General features: G+C 55.3%; 27 protein-coding genes and 1 pseudogene. 26 read left to right on the top strand and 2 right to left on the bottom strand.

The features are described from left to right. Nucleotides 1-3: 3 nt before the first annotated feature. From AC286M_RS23330 to AC286M_RS23320, 3 genes are read left to right on the top strand one after another with little or no spacing between them, the layout of a single operon-like run. A complete protein-coding gene (locus AC286M_RS23330; RefSeq protein WP_488206669.1) occupies nt 4-213 on the top strand; it encodes a helix-turn-helix domain-containing protein in 210 nt (69 codons plus the stop codon). After that, nucleotides 214-870 carry a hypothetical protein gene (locus tag AC286M_RS23325; protein WP_488206668.1) on the top strand — a complete coding sequence of 219 codons (657 nt, stop codon included), beginning with the start codon at nt 214-216 and terminating at the stop codon, nt 868-870. It begins immediately after the preceding gene. Beyond that, nucleotides 863-1,219 (top strand): hypothetical protein, encoded by a 357-nt coding sequence (locus tag AC286M_RS23320; protein WP_488206667.1) that lies wholly within the window; start codon nt 863-865, stop codon nt 1,217-1,219. Before AC286M_RS23325 ends, AC286M_RS23320 begins: the two co-directional genes overlap by 8 nt. Nucleotides 1,220-1,312: 93 nt before the next feature. Here the strand turns inward: AC286M_RS23320 and istB are convergent, their stop codons facing one another. Continuing rightward, the gene (gene istB, locus AC286M_RS23315; RefSeq protein WP_488203569.1) at nt 1,313-2,110 is read right to left on the bottom strand and encodes an IS21-like element helper ATPase IstB; all 798 of its coding nucleotides are present in this window, start codon (nt 2,108-2,110) and stop codon (nt 1,313-1,315) included. Nucleotides 2,111-2,489: 379 nt separating this feature from the next. Beyond that, nucleotides 2,490-3,551 (bottom strand): annotated as a pseudogene (istA, locus tag AC286M_RS23310) (IS21 family transposase); the annotation flags it as partial. A 488-nt stretch (nt 3,552-4,039) separates the two neighbouring features. Here istA and AC286M_RS23305 point away from each other — a divergent pair. The 23 genes from AC286M_RS23305 to AC286M_RS23195 all read left to right on the top strand — a co-directional run bounded on the left by AC286M_RS23305 (nt 4,040) and on the right by AC286M_RS23195 (nt 15,441). Then, nucleotides 4,040-5,557 (top strand): DDE-type integrase/transposase/recombinase, encoded by a 1,518-nt coding sequence (locus AC286M_RS23305; RefSeq protein WP_488206666.1) that lies wholly within the window; start codon nt 4,040-4,042, stop codon nt 5,555-5,557. Nucleotides 5,558-5,640: 83 nt separating this feature from the next. Next, complete coding sequence (locus tag AC286M_RS23300) at nt 5,641-6,363, top strand: AAA family ATPase (protein ID WP_488206665.1); 723 nt, start codon at nt 5,641-5,643, stop codon at nt 6,361-6,363. A gap of 42 nt (nt 6,364-6,405) precedes the next feature. Next, nucleotides 6,406-6,969, top strand: a complete 564-nt coding sequence (locus tag AC286M_RS23295) for a hypothetical protein (protein WP_488206664.1) — start codon at nt 6,406-6,408, stop codon at nt 6,967-6,969. Nucleotides 6,970-6,973: 4 nt separating this feature from the next. Further along, nucleotides 6,974-7,558 (top strand): hypothetical protein, encoded by a 585-nt coding sequence (locus tag AC286M_RS23290; protein ID WP_488206663.1) that lies wholly within the window; start codon nt 6,974-6,976, stop codon nt 7,556-7,558. After that, nucleotides 7,555-8,001 carry a hypothetical protein gene (locus AC286M_RS23285; RefSeq protein WP_488206662.1) on the top strand — a complete coding sequence of 149 codons (447 nt, stop codon included), beginning with the start codon at nt 7,555-7,557 and terminating at the stop codon, nt 7,999-8,001. The genes AC286M_RS23290 and AC286M_RS23285 overlap by 4 nt, the downstream gene beginning before the upstream one ends. An 8-nt stretch (nt 8,002-8,009) precedes the next feature. Beyond that, nucleotides 8,010-8,303, top strand: a complete 294-nt coding sequence (locus AC286M_RS23280; protein ID WP_488206661.1) for a hypothetical protein — start codon at nt 8,010-8,012, stop codon at nt 8,301-8,303. Continuing rightward, nucleotides 8,293-8,607 carry a hypothetical protein gene (locus AC286M_RS23275; RefSeq protein ID WP_488206660.1) on the top strand — a complete coding sequence of 105 codons (315 nt, stop codon included), beginning with the start codon at nt 8,293-8,295 and terminating at the stop codon, nt 8,605-8,607. Before AC286M_RS23280 ends, AC286M_RS23275 begins: the two co-directional genes overlap by 11 nt. 99 nt (nt 8,608-8,706) lie before the next feature. Next, on the top strand, nt 8,707-8,958 hold the full coding sequence (locus AC286M_RS23270) for a hypothetical protein (RefSeq protein ID WP_488206659.1): 252 nt from the start codon (nt 8,707-8,709) through the stop codon (nt 8,956-8,958). Next, nucleotides 8,955-9,449 carry a hypothetical protein gene (locus tag AC286M_RS23265; protein ID WP_488206658.1) on the top strand — a complete coding sequence of 165 codons (495 nt, stop codon included), beginning with the start codon at nt 8,955-8,957 and terminating at the stop codon, nt 9,447-9,449. Before AC286M_RS23270 ends, AC286M_RS23265 begins: the two co-directional genes overlap by 4 nt. Before the next feature lie 7 nt (nt 9,450-9,456). Then, the gene (locus AC286M_RS23260) at nt 9,457-9,762 is read left to right on the top strand and encodes a hypothetical protein (RefSeq protein ID WP_488206657.1); all 306 of its coding nucleotides are present in this window, start codon (nt 9,457-9,459) and stop codon (nt 9,760-9,762) included. Next, nucleotides 9,759-10,277 carry a hypothetical protein gene (locus AC286M_RS23255; protein ID WP_488206656.1) on the top strand — a complete coding sequence of 173 codons (519 nt, stop codon included), beginning with the start codon at nt 9,759-9,761 and terminating at the stop codon, nt 10,275-10,277. The genes AC286M_RS23260 and AC286M_RS23255 overlap by 4 nt, the downstream gene beginning before the upstream one ends. Nucleotides 10,278-10,283: 6 nt before the next feature. Beyond that, complete coding sequence (locus AC286M_RS23250; protein WP_488206655.1) at nt 10,284-10,883, top strand: hypothetical protein; 600 nt, start codon at nt 10,284-10,286, stop codon at nt 10,881-10,883. Then, nucleotides 10,880-11,362: an ASCH domain-containing protein gene (locus AC286M_RS23245; protein WP_488206654.1), complete on the top strand. Its 483-nt coding sequence runs from the start codon at nt 10,880-10,882 to the stop codon at nt 11,360-11,362. The genes AC286M_RS23250 and AC286M_RS23245 overlap by 4 nt, the downstream gene beginning before the upstream one ends. Further along, entirely contained in the window at nt 11,341-11,727 is a 387-nt protein-coding gene (locus AC286M_RS23240) for a hypothetical protein (RefSeq protein ID WP_488206653.1), read from the top strand. Before AC286M_RS23245 ends, AC286M_RS23240 begins: the two co-directional genes overlap by 22 nt. Further along, nucleotides 11,718-11,921, top strand: coding sequence for a hypothetical protein (locus tag AC286M_RS23235; RefSeq protein ID WP_488206652.1), 204 nt, complete (start codon nt 11,718-11,720; stop codon nt 11,919-11,921). Before AC286M_RS23240 ends, AC286M_RS23235 begins: the two co-directional genes overlap by 10 nt. After that, complete coding sequence (locus tag AC286M_RS23230; protein WP_488206651.1) at nt 11,911-13,038, top strand: DNA N-6-adenine-methyltransferase; 1,128 nt, start codon at nt 11,911-11,913, stop codon at nt 13,036-13,038. Before AC286M_RS23235 ends, AC286M_RS23230 begins: the two co-directional genes overlap by 11 nt. 2 nt (nt 13,039-13,040) lie before the next feature. Further along, nucleotides 13,041-13,199 carry a hypothetical protein gene (locus AC286M_RS23225; RefSeq protein ID WP_488206650.1) on the top strand — a complete coding sequence of 53 codons (159 nt, stop codon included), beginning with the start codon at nt 13,041-13,043 and terminating at the stop codon, nt 13,197-13,199. Then, nucleotides 13,183-13,707: a hypothetical protein gene (locus AC286M_RS23220; protein ID WP_488206649.1), complete on the top strand. Its 525-nt coding sequence runs from the start codon at nt 13,183-13,185 to the stop codon at nt 13,705-13,707. Before AC286M_RS23225 ends, AC286M_RS23220 begins: the two co-directional genes overlap by 17 nt. Beyond that, the gene (locus AC286M_RS23215; RefSeq protein ID WP_488206648.1) at nt 13,631-13,993 is read left to right on the top strand and encodes a phage protein GemA/Gp16 family protein; all 363 of its coding nucleotides are present in this window, start codon (nt 13,631-13,633) and stop codon (nt 13,991-13,993) included. Before AC286M_RS23220 ends, AC286M_RS23215 begins: the two co-directional genes overlap by 77 nt. 79 nt (nt 13,994-14,072) lie before the next feature. Continuing rightward, on the top strand, nt 14,073-14,234 hold the full coding sequence (locus tag AC286M_RS23210; protein ID WP_488206647.1) for a hypothetical protein: 162 nt from the start codon (nt 14,073-14,075) through the stop codon (nt 14,232-14,234). Continuing rightward, nucleotides 14,218-14,460 carry a hypothetical protein gene (locus tag AC286M_RS23205; protein WP_488206646.1) on the top strand — a complete coding sequence of 81 codons (243 nt, stop codon included), beginning with the start codon at nt 14,218-14,220 and terminating at the stop codon, nt 14,458-14,460. Before AC286M_RS23210 ends, AC286M_RS23205 begins: the two co-directional genes overlap by 17 nt. A gap of 8 nt (nt 14,461-14,468) precedes the next feature. Then, a complete protein-coding gene (locus tag AC286M_RS23200) occupies nt 14,469-14,837 on the top strand; it encodes a Mor transcription activator family protein (protein ID WP_488206645.1) in 369 nt (122 codons plus the stop codon). A gap of 67 nt (nt 14,838-14,904) precedes the next feature. Continuing rightward, nucleotides 14,905-15,441, top strand: a complete 537-nt coding sequence (locus AC286M_RS23195) for a hypothetical protein (protein WP_488206644.1) — start codon at nt 14,905-14,907, stop codon at nt 15,439-15,441. The last annotated feature ends 11 nt before the right edge of the window (nt 15,442-15,452 follow it).

Below are 15,452 nucleotides of genomic sequence, written 5' to 3'. Positions count from 1 at the left end.
CGGATGAATAAAGAGCTAATCAAGGCTGAGCTGCGGATGAAAGGCAGTTCGCTAGCTGACATATCTCGCGAATTGGGGATTAACAGATCAGCAGTTTCCAATGTTTTGGCAGGTGCAAAACGCTCACGTCGCATTGAGCAGAGGATCGCTGAAAAGCTTGGTATGTCTGTAAAAAGAGTGTTCCCAGACCGTTACAGTTCAGAGGTGTCTTAGATGAGTGACGAGCAAAATTATTTCGCTATAGCGGATCGTTATGACGGCGAGATAAAGGATTTTCATAAGGAGGAAGTTCAAAAGAGGTTGGCCGAGATAGCTGCCTATGGTGACGAAGAGTTCAAGGCTTTCAAAAAAGAATTATTTTCCTTTTGGGCTGAAGTTCTAAATCTACAAATTGCTGATGTTCTTACGGAGGCAGGTTGGACGATTGAGAAGCTGTCTGATTCAGCAGTGCTGGATTCTTTGGGACAAAGGTTTGAGGTTGGCGATCACTTCATCTTTTGCGCTGATGGCATAGACGGGGACGAAATTGTTGTCTTGGTGGTTGATGAGGCCACTGGTGCGCGTTGCTTTAAAGTCATGCCTGATCAGCCTGAAGAGTTTGTAGAAGATCGCCTGAGATCGGTGATGGGTTCTATGAAGCCTGCTGAGTTGGCTTTGAAGACAGGTGTACCGAAAGACTTGATTTGTGGGGTTTTAGATGATGAGTCCTACCTCACTCGTCGCGGTTTTTTTGCTCTAGCTGAAGGCTTGGATATTGATGTCTTTTGGCTTATGAGCGGGGTGTCTAATATCAAAGCGCTGATTGACATCAGCGATGGGAATGAATGTCCAGTCTTTACGTCTGAAGTGATGGAGCAGGTTTATGGATAGATTCTCTGCTCAGCAAGCCGCCGAAATTATTGGGGTCAGCGTTCGGCAGGTTCAACGTAAAGCTAAAGATGAAAGCTGGCAAGGACAGCGGATTGAAGGCAGCAAGGCGCTTAAATATCCGATTGAACAGTTCCCCCCAGAGTGGCGCGAAAAGCTGATCGCACATTGGATTTCGCTCAACCCCATCCCAGAGCCAGAGCCTAAACAGTACGGTCTGCCAATGGACATGGTGGAACTCTCCACCGAGCGACCAGAGAAGAAAGCAGATCGCCGAATCCACGCCCGCAGATGGGTCGTTAAGCTCTATTATCAAATGTCAAGCTTTTGGCGTGACGCGACAGCTAGATAGGCGAATCCGTCAGTTGAACCGTTGCCGATGAATAACGGAATGAATAATCGATCATAGCTGTCACGACAGCTATGATCGCTGACCAAATGAGGATTAAGCCTGAGATGAAGCGTGAGCGGAGCGCGTCGCGGCCGACCGTTTGCGATAGCTATCGGCCTGCATTTCAACAATCAGAGCATGATGAACCAGCCGGTCGACAGCGGCAACGGTCATCATGGTGTCGGCAAAGACAGCGTCCCACTGACTGAAGGGCTGGTTCGCGGTAATGAGCAGACTACGCCGCTCATAGCGATGAGCAATCAACTCAAAGAGGACAGAAGTTTCGGCTTCTGACTTTTTGACATAGCCGAGATCATCAATCACCAGCAAGTCAAAGCGGTCGAGTTTCTTGAGCAAAGCGGGCAGTTGCAGTTGTAATTTAGCCTGCTGCAACTGCTGAACCAAGGTGGTTGCGGCAAAGAACTTAGCCCGCTTGCCCAGTTCCACAATGGCGCGAGCGATCGCAGTTGCTAGATGGGTTTTACCCACGCCAGAGGGGCCAAAGATCAAACAGTTTTCGGCTCGCTCCAACCAGCGGGTGTCGGTGGTCAGTTGCATCAAAGGAGCCGGATTGAGCTGGGGAAGATGGTCCCACTCAAAGTTGGAAACCGTTTTGGCCGGGGGCAGTTGGGCCTCTTGTAGGGCGCGTTGGAGGCGCAGGCTCCAGCGCCGCTCCACCTCCAATTCGCACAGTGCCAGCAAGAATTGAGCGTAAGACCACTGGTCTTGCATGGCTTGATGTTCGAGGCTTTCCCAATGCTGGAGCATGTGAGAAAGCCGCAGTTGTTTGAGGTGCAGACTCAGGCTCTGGTAAGGACTGATCGGTGGCGTCGGCTCGGAGGAGTTGGTCATAGTCTTGGAGGTTATGTTGTTGCACCTGGATGTTCGGCAGGACGGACTCGCTCAGGAGTTGAAAGTGTTGACGCAGCGCGCTCAGCGTTACTGTGCCAGCGGCTAATTGCGCGTCTAGATACTGAGCCACTGCCGCTTCTCGGTTTTGCGTGGCCGCAATGTAGAGTGCTTCAACCATTAACCGAGCGGCAGAATCGCGGTCAAAAGACGTCTCCAGTTGGTGCCATAGAGAGCGATAGTGGTCATTGGGCAATAAGTCGTGCTGCCATGTGCAGTAGAGGAAGGCGCGGGGTTTGCGCCTGAGACCTTCGATAACATGGCGATAGTTGACGCACCGGGCGCGCCGTTTATCGTTGGCCGTCACGCGCACCCGTGGCAGTTCCACCACCAACTGGCGCTCCAGGTAGCCACAGATGCGGTCATGATACAGATGCAGTTCGAGCTGACGACCAATTAACCGGGAGGGCACCGTGTAGAGGATGCAGCGCACGTCAATGGTGCTGCGCGTGCTCACGCGGGCGGTGAGGACTTCATAATCAGCCACCCGATGATTGGGCAGGGGCTGTAAATGCTTCTGCTCTTCGGTAAACTTGGCTTGGTGCTGCTGATTGAGCTTATCAACCGAAGCCGCAATGAACGCTTGATAGGCGGCCACATTCTCAAAGTCATGGCTGCCCCGCAGATACAACGCTTGGGTGATGCGGTTTTTCAGATGGCCATGCGGAGACTCAATCGCGCCATTCTCGTGAGCAATCCCTTTGTTATTGCGCGTCGGTTCTAGACGGTAGTGGTGGCACAGGTCATCATACAGGCGAGTCAACGGTTTGCGACCTGTGCCACCGGTATTGCGATAGGCGGCGCTCAGGCTATCGGTGCGATGCTCCTTGGGGGCTCCACCACTGGCAAACAGCGCATTCTGCAACCCTTCCGATAAAGCGATAAAGCTCTCGCCCCCTTGAATCACTTGGGCATAGCGCCAACCGCTATAGGCCAAGCGGTAGTGGTAGAGCAGATGCTCAAACGGTTGACCGTTAATCGTAATCTCAACGCCTTTGAGTTCCGTGAAGTCGGAGATGCCCATCACCCCAGGCTCGTGGCGTAGTTCAAACATCACTTCCGGTGCTTCACCATACAATGCTTTCCACGTTTTCACTCGCCGTTGCAGGGTGCGCAGCACTTGCGGATATTGACCGGGATAGCGCTCTTGTAAGTACTCGAACAACGTCATTGGCTTCAGTCTTGGCTCACGCCGCAACATCGGTTCCAACTCGTCTTCCCATACCCCAGCTAACGGGTCGGCGCTCGTGCGCCAATCCCGCAAGCGACCTCGATTGGGTTGATGCGTCCCTGCTTCAATTCGTTGACCGGTTCGGTCTGAAAAGTCGGCAATCGCAGCTGCATCACTCTGCGTTAGGCCGAGCTCTCGCGCTTTCTTATACACTTTGATTTGATAACTTTGAATAGTTTGTTTGGGCACTGGTGGCTTCCCCACATTCTTGGGAGATGCCTCTAGTGTCTTTTTCTATGACGACAACTGGAACAGGTGATAAAAAATGGTGCTCTCTACCCGGCTGTGTAACTGTCGTCGGCAGGTCTCACCCGCCTATGTCATTGTCGTCTAATACTCTATGCCGAGTTTGCCAAAACCGCCGAAAAGATTGTGCAAGGCGAATACCAATTCTGTGAACTCTACTCGGCTGGTGAGATCCAAGCACCGAGCTGGGTGAAGGAAACGATTCCCAGCGTGAGTCGTGGCAGCGTGAGGAAGTGGCAGAAAGAAGTTGGCGAAAAATATCGCGGACGCAAGGGCAGCATCGTTGAGGACAACCCCCAGATTCTGGAGCACATGCTCGGCCTCCTCGGCCAATTCCCCAAACTCACAGGCAACCAAGCCCGCAACTCCCTCCTCACCCGCTTCCCCCCGAAGACGTGCCCAGCGAACCCACCCTGCGCCGCTGGATTGCCAAATGGAAAGCCGAGCACAAAGGCGAATACCTGCTGCTGGCCAATCCCGACGATTGGAAAAACCGGATCATGCCCGCATACGGCAGCGCCAGCGACGGCATCACCGCCGCCAACCAACTGTGGGAATTTGACAGCACCCCCACCGATATCATGCTCATTGACGGGCGCTATAACCTGTGCGGCGTGATCGACGTATTTACTCGGCGGGCAATGGTATTCGTCAGCAAGACCAGCAGCTCCGCTGCGATTTGCCAGCTCATGCGGAAAGCGATCCTTGAATGGGGCGTGCCCAACGCCATCAAAACCGATAACGGCAAAGACTATCGCAGCATCCACATCCAGAGCGTCTGCACCGCGCTGGGTATTGAACACAAAGTTTGCTCCCCCTTCAGCCCCGAACAGAAGCCCCACATTGAACGATTCCTCGGCACATTCAATCGCGGCATTCTGCCCATGCTGCCTAACTACCTGGGCCACAACGTAGCCGAACGGCAGGCGATCCGAGCGCGAGAAAGCTTTGAGCAACGCTTCGGCAAAAAGGGCTCAGTCGAACTGCCGATGGATCTGCGCTCCTTCCAGGCGATGGCCGACGACTGGATCACATCTATATATATGCAGCGCGAACATAGCTCGCTCGGCATGAGTCCGCTCCAGCGAGCCAGCGATCAGACCGTGCGGCGAGTGCAGGATGAGCGCGTGCTCGACGTGCTGATGGCCGAGAGCACCAAGCGAGTTGTCCAGAAGAAAGGACTGCGGATCAACGGTTACGACTACATCGCCGCCGAGCTGTTCAACTACTCCCAGCAGGTGGTGCATGTGCGCTTCTGTGACGACATGGGCAAAGTCTACGTTTTCGCTGACGCGACCTGTGCCAAGTTCATCTGCGTTGCCGAGGCTCCCGAACTCACGGGCATGGATCGCACCGCTGAAGCCAGCAAGACGAAAGCCCTGGCCGATGAGCAGAAGAAAGCGGCTCGCGTGATCAAGAAGCTGGGCAAAGACCTGGGACTCGCCAACATGGGAGCCGACATTGTCGCCAAGGCCAAGGCCGGAGCCGACAAGGTGCGTACCCTTAGCTATGCCGCCGAAGACTACACCTCCCCCGGTGCAGTGGCCGCTCAGGAAATCTATGACCAGGCCAGCAAAGTGCTCAACCCCAATCAGGAGATGAGCCAAGAAGAGCACCTGCGGATTGCCGCTGAAGTCGCGGAGAAGCAGCGCATCCGTGATGAAGAAGAAGCTTGGGAAAAGCGAGTTGAAGGCGTGGGTAATCAGCTCAATCAGTATTACTGGCTGGAAGAACCGCTCTCAAAAGACGACTTTCAACTGCTGGCTTGGGTGTATGAGAACCAGCCCGATCGGTGGGCAACGCAAATCAACTTTATGGAGATCTGCGACGCGGCCAAAGCCGCTGACTACGATGTCCGCACCGTGACCGCACGGCTGCTGGACGAAATTCAACCCTTTTTGCAAGCCAGTTAAAAACCCTTGCCGGGGTCAATCGGCAAGGGTCAAAGCCCACCAGGGCACACAGTACGAGTTCAGATGTTGAATCAATCTTAGCTATGAAACCTCAGATTGTCACTGTTTCCAATATTTCCCGCCTACTAGATGCCCACACGCGGCAACAGAACGCACCGATCCGATTTCCCAAGATCACCCTTGTTCACGGGAAAAGCGGCTACGGAAAGACCTGTGCCATCTACTGGATGGCCTGTCAGCAGAACGGCTGCTTCATCACAGCCACCCCAGTTTGGACACCCAAAGCCATGTTGAACGCAATCCTCAAAGAGATGGGCATTCCGGCCAAAGGCAACAACCAAGACCTGATGAACCTGGCCGTTGAAAATCTGGCGCTCTCGCGTCGCACCCTGTTCGTGGACGAAGGCGACTTCATCACCGATCACGGTGGCGGTGGTCGAATGCTTGAAACCTTGCGCTGCATCCACGACATGAGCGGCGTGCCCGTGATCCTGGTCGGCATGGACAAGATCCGCCAGAAGCTGCTGCGCTATGAGCAGTTTGCCAACCGAGTCTCGGAAAACATCGAGTTCGGTGCGATCAATGACCTGGATATCAAGATGCTGGCGGGGCAGGTGTGCGACGTGCGGATTGAAGAGGCGCTGCTGATGTACCTGCTGGGCGAAGCCGAGGGCGTGATCCGCCGCGTGACGGTGGGACTTGCCGCGATTGAAAGCTTGCATAAGCACCTGAAGAAATCCCCTGGCGATCCGCTGACGCTGGCTGAGTGGAAGGACTCCAAGCGCGAGTTCTTCCTAAAGCGATAAACCCGATAGACCCGATAAACCCATATCAACGGAGAACAGACAGTGAATACAGTAACCAAAACAGGCAATCTGCAGATCCTGCACGGCAAACAGCAGTTGGGCTTCCGCACCATCAAGCAGGGCGGCTTCATCCAGTACGACACGGCAATGTACTGGAGCGCTGGGCTGAAAGACTACGCCGGAATGCGCTGCACCCTCTACCGCGATGCGGGCTGCGTCGGTCGCGATGACAACCTGTATGTGCATGTGGCGGGAACGGCTCAGGTCATTACCGCTGTGTTTTATGAGGAGATTGAGCCGAGTAAGGGCAAAGTCCATTCGCGCCTGCTGATTTCGCCTACGCGCTGGCTGAACTTCAAAGGAGTGTTTTTGCTTCACTCCGAGATGGTGCTCGGCCATCTTAAGACCGTTGAAGAACTGCTGATTCGCGTGAAGCAGCTCAAGGCCGAACTGCTCGACGGCGCGAAGAACCCAGTGCAGCTTGAGCTGATGGTGAAGCGCTATGAAGCGATCATCGAACAGCGGCGCAACTGCGACATTGGCCAAGTTGGCATCGCCATGCGAACGATGCATCGGCAATGGCGTGATGCACAGTGGGAGCGGTAGAGCCATGCGAAACCTGAGAGAACGCCGCGTCCTACGACAAATCTTTTGGAAAACGATCCGGCTTCAGCGGCGATATACCCTCCCCGAAATTGCTAATCAGCTCGGAGTCCAGCACAACCAGGTCAGCTTTATCCACACCGATTGGATTGAGCACGGCTATGTGACCCAGATCGGACGCAAGGGCGCGTGGAAAGAGCAGGCCGCTGAGTTTGAGCTTGTGCGCGACACGGGACTGCTGGCTCCCTACCTGGACGGCAACGGCAAACTGATTGACCCCAACCTCCAGCCGGAAAAGGCCGACGACCAGACACGGGCCTGGAGAGCGATCCGGATCATGCGAATCTTTGACACCCATCAGCTTTGTCTGACGGCTGATCTGCTGGCTCCCAGTGCGCGGCGATTGCTGCTGGCATTGAGCCGAGCCGGATATCTCCGCTGTCAGGCAGGCGAGACCCACAAGGGACAGTCGAACACCTATCAGCTAATCCGGGACACGGGGCCACTGCCGCCGCTGGTTCACATGCGGTATCCAGAGGTCTTTGACCTGAACACCGAGCAACTGATCACCTACGAAAAGTTAGTGCGATGAACCCGATAGAGACCCAAACCACACCCGAACAACTGGCCGCACGGGATGAGCAGGAACCCTGGATCTTGTCGGCCTGGTCGCCCTATGGCTGGAAGCTGATCAGCCAGAGCGCAGATTTTCAGGAGATGTTCTTGACTGCCAAGATTCTCCAGGGAACGACGCGGGCGAAAGTGAGCGTTTCCCACATTGAAGACGGAGCCGGACTGGTGCGCTACGAACACCGGATCAACGGACTCCGCGCCAAGAAATTGCTGGAGGGGATTGCCAACCCTGAGAGCGAGGTGCTGTGTCGGCTGGAGGCTGCAATTACCCGCACCATCCTCGACGCGCACATGTACGCCCTGGCGCTGGGATGCCAGCTGGAGGGCGGAAACAAAGAAGGGCTGACCCGCTTGTGGTTTGCCCAGGCTGACAAGACCGATAAACCCACTCATGACACTTGAACAATCCGATGAAAAAACGATTCACAACCCTGGGCCGTGTGCCCGTGACCGTTAAACCCGTCTACTGCGTTTGCGTCCGCTATCCCAAAGGCGATCCGAGGTTGCCGTTTGTGGTGGATTCTCTGACGGCTCTGTATGGCGGCATGATCCGCTTCTACGGGGCAGAGGGAGAGATGCGGGTGGCTTGGATCGACTTCCGAGCACGGTTCAAAGCCAATGCGCTGATCCGCTCTCTGCACCGCAATCCGGCTTTGGGCTTTGAAGCCCACTTGAATGAGGAGCTGAGCCGCAATGTCGGGTAAGCTGCGCCGCTTGATGAACGTGGCCGGGGTGCCGCTGGAGATCTGCAAGGTCGGCTTGGATCGGCGAGCTTACCTGAGCAACGGTAGGAAGTCTCGGATGATTACGCGGCGTGAAATCTTTGAAGCCGATGTTGAATTTTGCGCGGGCGCAATCTTGCAGCAGGGCATGTGGGATGGCCGCTACTGGTATATCGTCTCGGTTCCGAATACCGAGTGGTGGAAGCTGATTCGCGGCAAATACACCAACGGCACATTGGGCTTCAGCCTTGAAACGCTGGAGTTTGTGCAGCCCTCAGCCAGCTAATGAAAAAGGGTGAGAGCTGACACTCTCACCCGATAAACCCACAGGGCGAACGCCAATTCGCCCCTACAAATAAACCCATTTGTATTTAGGAGTATACCCATGATTTCTGAACTTTCACCCGATTCCCCGGTTTCTGCCAGCCTGCCTGAGCTTGCGGAAATCTATGCTCTGGGCTGGCAGAATGACCGACTGAACTGCTTGCTGGGGGATGGCTCGGCACTTGTGATTTTTAGTGGCGAGGCCGAGCGGCTGTGGAACCAGGCGGTGCTCTCCCCTGGGTTTGCCAACTGCGAAGGCAAGGTGCTGATCCGGATGATGCAGGCACAGGCCGCGCTGGGAGAGGTGGCGTGAGCGTTGTGCCGCTGCTGGCTCGCTGTCGAGGTTGCTTCAGTGTTGCTCAGCTCGATGACGACAGGCTGTGTCCAAAGTGTCAGCGGCTGAAGGCGATCCGAGCCAGTGCGAAAACCGATAAACCCGTAGGGGCAAACAACCCGCCCCTACCCACCAAACCCACACCACAGGAGAAAACAGACCCAATGAATTTAGCCGAAGCGATTAAAGAGATTCAGTTGGCGTCGCCGGACGAGATTGAGCGGCAGATTGCCCAGATGGAGAGCCAGATTGAAACGCTGAGGAGTCAGATCAAGGTGCTCCGCAGTTTTGCGCCCAAGCCCGTGACGGCTGGCAAGAAGCCGAGTAAGGTCGGCTTTAGTGAGGAGCAGAAGGAAGAGATGCGCGATCTGATTCGGCAGGGGAAGACCGTTGAGCAGATTGCTGAGATCACTGGGTATTCCCAGAAGAGCGTGAACATTTCCTATGGCCATTTAGTGAAGCAGGTATAGGCAGAGAATGACTGATTCGATTCAACCGACGAACCTGCCAACCTTGGCAGAGTTCTTTGAGCAGGCGACGCCGGAAGAACTTGAGGCTGAATTTACAGCCAACTATGCACGGGTGACTCTGATGGCGATCTGCCTACAGATTGCTGTCGTTGACCTGGCCGACTGCAAGCGGACGGCCTGGGACACTGAGCGCAACAAGCTGTTGGTGAAGGCCACGACGATGCTGAAGGGCGCGACGCCTGAGCAGACTGCCTGCTTTGTCGGGCAGCAGATTGAACAAGTTGATGCGTTTTTGGAGCGCTTGAAACAATGAAGCCAACTGACTTACATGGAATGCCTGCACCAGAGTGGGCAGTGAGCACACCCCAGGAAGGGCCAGTCTTCAAAGACATCCCTCGACAGTATCGCTTTGATGGCGAGGTCGGTCTGTTCTGGCTCGGTGCCGAGGCCAAGGAGCCTGCGCTGGTGATGCAGATTTTTGAGACGCGCTGGAGCTATGGCAAGCGCTGGGGACGGGAGCCGCAAACGTGGCTAGACGTTGCCTTTGTGGATGAGGACAACGTGGTCGGGATTCTGGCGGCGAAGAAGGAAACCGCGATCAATCTGCATGAGTTCCTGATCGGTTTGGAGACGCATAAGGACGGGGTGATCAGTCCAATGGCGGTGCAGGTGATCGTTGAGGCCAAGAAGAACGTTCACGCCGATGGCCATCCCTACTACACCCTGAAGCCTGGTTCGTTTGAGTTTGTCGAACCGGGGCAGTTTGAAATGGTTCGGCGGTTTGCCCAGAGCAATCGCTTTCGTTGGATTTTGACAGGAGAACATTAATCTCTCATGACTCCCCTCACCCCTGACAATGTCCTGGAACTGCTTCGCCAGCAGGAAGGGCGCGATCAAGCGCTCAGTGCTCGCGAGGTAGTCGAAACCATCACTCTCCAGCGGAGCACCAAACATCAAGAGCGGCAACTGCGTCGCGTGATCATGGCGCTGCGTGATGAGGGCTGGCCGATCTGTGCTCAACCACCGCACGGCTATTGGTGGGCCAAAAGCGCTGAAGAGCTGAACGCGATCTGTGCCTATCACCTGGGACGGGCGCGGGCTTCTCTGCGGCAGATTGGCCGACTGAAGAAGCGCGGCATTCCGATGTTGGTTGGTCAGATGCTGTTGCCGATTGAGGAAGCTGAGCTGCAAATTCCAGACGAGATCCCGGAATCTTATCAGGGCACTCAGACGATCGCCGCCCTGGTGGAACTGCCGGAAGATCTCTGGGCGTTGGCTCAGGGGGTGTTGAGGGAGCATGAGGGACTGGAACCGAACCGATTGCTGGAGCTGGCGCTTGCCGTCTATCTCCAGCAGCGCGGGGTGACTGCTGCCAGCAAGTGCTACTTGCGAGCCATGCGGGCAGAGATGAAGCGATGGGAGGAACCGACGTGAAAATTATTACTCTATGGCAACCTTGGGCGTCGTTGATTGCCTATGGGTTGAAGCGCTACGAGACGCGGAGTTGGCCGACAAAGTATCGAGGTGAGCTGCTGATTCATGCGGCTTGTCGGCGACCTAAAACATATGAGATGGAAGCGATCCTTGACAATTTAGAAGGATCGCTTGACCGGGACAAAGTATCTGAGTTCTTTGGGTCGATTGATTTGCCGCTGGGATCTGTGGTGGCAATTTGCAAACTGACAGATTGCTTTCAGTCGCATCACGTCAGCCCCTCAAATTTAGAAGGGGCTTTAGGTAACTATGCACCTGGACGCTATGCCTGGGCGCTGGACGAAGTTCGGCAACTGGGAGTCACTTGGAAAGGACAGCAAGGGATGGTTGATGTGCCGCCTATTTTGCTTACGCAAGTGGAAGAGCAATTGGCTCTGAGAAGGATGGAGGTAGGGCAATGCACGGAGGCGAAAAGCTGAACCAACGGTTTCAGCAGGGTGCATCGCTGCCGCCTTGGCGGACTGGGCGCGGGCACTTTGAACATTTGGATCGCGGGTTTGTGGAGTTTATCCGCATCGGCCTGGAGGGCATCCAGCCGGGGCGCAACATGATGCGCGGTGATGCGGTCGCGTACATCCAGAATCAGGAGCGGGGCGGCGATCTATCGGTGCTGGAAGCTCGCTGGGAGGATTACCAGGATCACCTGAAAGCAGCGGCGACCCAGTCGGAGCCGATTCCGGTATTCAATCCTGATGATCCGCAGTATGACGCGAACACTCCGGAGGCCAGAGCGGCACGGGCAAGGATACGAGCGATGCTCAAGGAGCAAGGGTTATGCGATTAGAGGGGTTAGAGGTGGATGTGCAAATGCTGGTGACGCTGCCCCCAAAGACTCCCCAGGCGACCATCGACAAGATCACGCGAACGGCTTATCGGATTCGAGGATCGTTTTTTGGAGTGGTCAGTCAGGAAAAAGTTTTGAACCAGCAAGGGCAGGAATGCCTAGAGCTTGAGTTTGTGGAGGTGGATGATGGGTGAAAAACTACAGGGCGATCAGATCATTGCCTTTCCGGGATTTGAGATCACGGGCGAACCCGTGACGCAACTGGATTGGCTGATGGAGAAAGCGAACCTGAAGCATGGCGAGGTTTGCCACAACATTGAGGCGGCGATCTATGCGGCCAAGGAAGCGGGCGATCACCTGAATAAGGCGAAGGCCGAGTGTAAGCATGGCGAGTGGCAAAACTATTTGAGTGCCAACTTTGATGGCAGCGTGAGCAGTGCCAAGCGGTACATGCGGATTGCGCGAGAGTGGCAGAAGATTCTGCCAGTGCTGGCAGGATCGAATACTCAGCTCAGCATTCGACAGGCAATGACGCTGATCTCGGATGCTGACGACAGCGATGAACGGCTCGCGCTGCCGGGAACGGCTGAGGTTGTTGATGGCGAGTTGATCGATTCGGGTGAAGGCAAAACGCTCACACGTGAGCGTTTTGAAAACGACCCAGATGGCGATCCAAATGCGACCCGCGTGAGCGTTTTGGAACCTGAGCCAAATTCGTCAGGGCAAGAACCCGGTAAGCGACTGGACAACCCAGACGCGCATGATGTTCACTTGACGCCGCCGCGCCTGGTCGAAGTGGTGCTGAAGATTCTGGGCACGGTGGATCTCGACCCGTGCGCCGATGACGCGAAACGCTTCCCCGCTAAGCATCATTACACCCTGGCCGATAACGGACTGGCTCACGACTGGTTCGGTAAGGTGTTCATGAATCCGCCGTACTCTGGCAAGCACGGGAGCACCTTGGAGAACTGGGCGAATCACCTGTCGAACGCGATGCTCTATGGCGAGGTGACGGAGGCGGTTGTGTTGGTTCCTGTTTATAGCTCGGAAAAGTGGTGGACGTTTTTGCGGCCTGACCGGATCTGTCTGCTCAGAGGGCGCGTGACCTACCTGGATGCAGACGGCAAACCTGAGCCAAGTGGGGCGCGATTCAGTTCGGCGCTGTGCTACTTGGGCGAAAACGTTGAGCGGTTTGAACAGGTGGCAGGCGAAGTGGGGACGGTTTGGATTCCAATTCGGAAGGAGGCGAAACCTGTATGGCAAGGAGTAGAAGCAGAGTTAGGCATTGCCCCAAGTGCAGCGGAATCATGAGGGTGATTAACTCTCGCGGGCAGACGGGGCTGGAGGATTACCACTATCGGCGGCGCGAGTGCGAGAACTGCCACTATCGACACTCGACGCGAGAGCGACTGGCTGAAGAAACAATTCAACTATTACAAGAGGACTTTGAAGAATATGTCAGTGGAATTTGAAGCACACATCACCGTTGATGCTTGGGACGAAGTGGAAGAAGAGTGGGTCGAGGACGGAACCCAGTTGGACATCCGACCGGACTCGGATAACTACGACTACACGATTTTGGCTGTTGGATCGCGCGAAGTTCGCGTAGACACAGACGATCTGCTGATGGCGATCTTCCAGATTTGCCGCAAGCAAGAGGACTACGAAGCCAAGGCGGCAAAGTCGTTTGCTGATGCGTTCCTGAGTGGCAGTGACGAGTTGGTTCCTGCTTATGGAGTGATGCCTGACGGACGGATGGAAAGAATTTATGGACAACCGATTAGCGGGAAGGTGGTGAAAGATGACGGACGGATTGCCTGCGGATTTGAGAAACCTGCTACTCGCCAAGATTCACATCGCGGCGAAGCAGTTCAAGCTGGAGGATGCGGAGTATCGGGATCTGTTGGAGGAACTGACCGGACTGCGGAGCTGCAAGGAGATGACGACGGCGCAGCTCAATACGGTGATCAAGTGGTTTGAGGAGCGCGGCTTCCGAGTGGATGACCCCAAGGGCCGCAAGCGAAAGAAGTCACCCCAGACGAAGTACAAAGACGTTCACGACATGGTGGACAAGATCCGGCAGATCTGGATCGTGATGGGTAAGCGCGGCATTTGCGCGGGTGATGAGACTTCGCTCAATCGCTGGATTCGCAAGATGTATGCAGTGGAGCGAGTGGAGTGGTTGAACAACGCTCAGGCTTCAAAAGCCATTGAAGGGCTGAAGCAGTGGGCCGGACGGCACGGGTTACAGGAACCAGATATTTAGGAGAACACTATGACCCCTGAACAAGAACGTGAATGGATGCGGCTAGAGGGCTTTGCGCCTGAGACTCTACCCCCCCCTAATGCCCCCCCCGGATCTGCTGTTGGCCTGTCAGGTTGGCTTCGACAAATTGCAGCTAGAGAAATTCTTGCCGCCAGCGGTGACGATGGATCTGCGGCAGTTGGTACTCACCTATGTGAGCATGGGCTACACGGCAGGCAAGGCTGATGGCAGGCCCGATTGATCTCAGTGACTATCTGGTGGAAATTGACGTGCTCTCGCGGGTGCTGAACTTTCTGAAGCCGGATGAGAACTGGGGCTGGCAGCATCCCAAGCTGATTGCCTTTATGCAGCAGCATGGTTTTACGCGGCGGGAGGCGCTAGGCGAGACGGAGTTGGAGGTGATTGTCGCCTCGCTGAATAAGGCGCTTTCCCGTGAATTGGGTATATTGAAGACTAAGAACAAGTGAACTAGCCCGTGAAGACCCCACGACGTTATCTCGATCCGGCAGATTTGCCGGACTCCCTGAAAGAGGTAGAGCAGTTGATCGGCTTTGAGGCTGTGTTGGCCTTGGTCGAAGAATTTGCTGGACAGGTGATCAACATCCCGGTTGAGCCAATGTTGGTGCATCCGCTGGTGGATGTGCTGGGCATTGAGCTGGCCACGCGGTTCATCTTTGCCTACAGCGGCGAACATTTTCAGATGCCCGTGTGCCGCGATCTGTTTGGCAAGGCGCGGAATCGCCAGATTCTAGAACAGCGCCAAAAGGGTAAGCTGATTAAAGATCTGATTCGAGAATTTCAGCTCAGTAAGCCGCGAATTATGGAAATCCTGAGAGCGGGATAAGGGGTATGCTGGCATACCTGGGACGCCCTCCTAAGCCTTTATTCAATGGGTTTAGGAGGGCTTTTTGATGCCTAGAATTATTGAACAAATTGAAGTGCCGAATCGACCCGTGCTGGCTCAGCAAGCGCCGGGAGTGACCGTGAGCGCCGAACTGATCATCGGGGTGGTTGTTAGCCTGCTGATTGGCTCAGTGACGTGGCTGGTACAGCGCAGCATTGCTGGCTTGGACGACAAGCTGAAGGATCACGAATCGCGGCTGGATTCGATTGAAGCGGGTCGGGCAACGCTGGCCCGGATTGAGGAGAAGCTGGACGGGCTGAACAAGATTGAGCTGCGAGTAGACGCGCTGGAAAATGACCGCGTGAACTATGCCAGAGTGGAGCAACGCTTCGATAACCTTGCTGGATCAGTGCTGCGCTTGCAGGACATGCTCCAGAGTGAGCAGAAGGAGTGGATCACGTTTCGGGAGAGTGCAGGTCGCCTGTATGTTTCGCGGGAAGACTGGGTGCGCTTCACGACCCAGATCGACGGCAAGATGAACGCGCTGCACTCGCGATTAGACCGCATCGTGGGCCGACGTGACGAGGATCACTCTCATGAGTAAGGTTGCCTATT

The sequence above is a fragment of the Thainema salinarum CENA647 genome (assembly GCF_057732415.1).
Note: the sequence above shows the minus strand (reverse complement) of the source record. Positions and strands in the feature narration are given on the sequence as shown.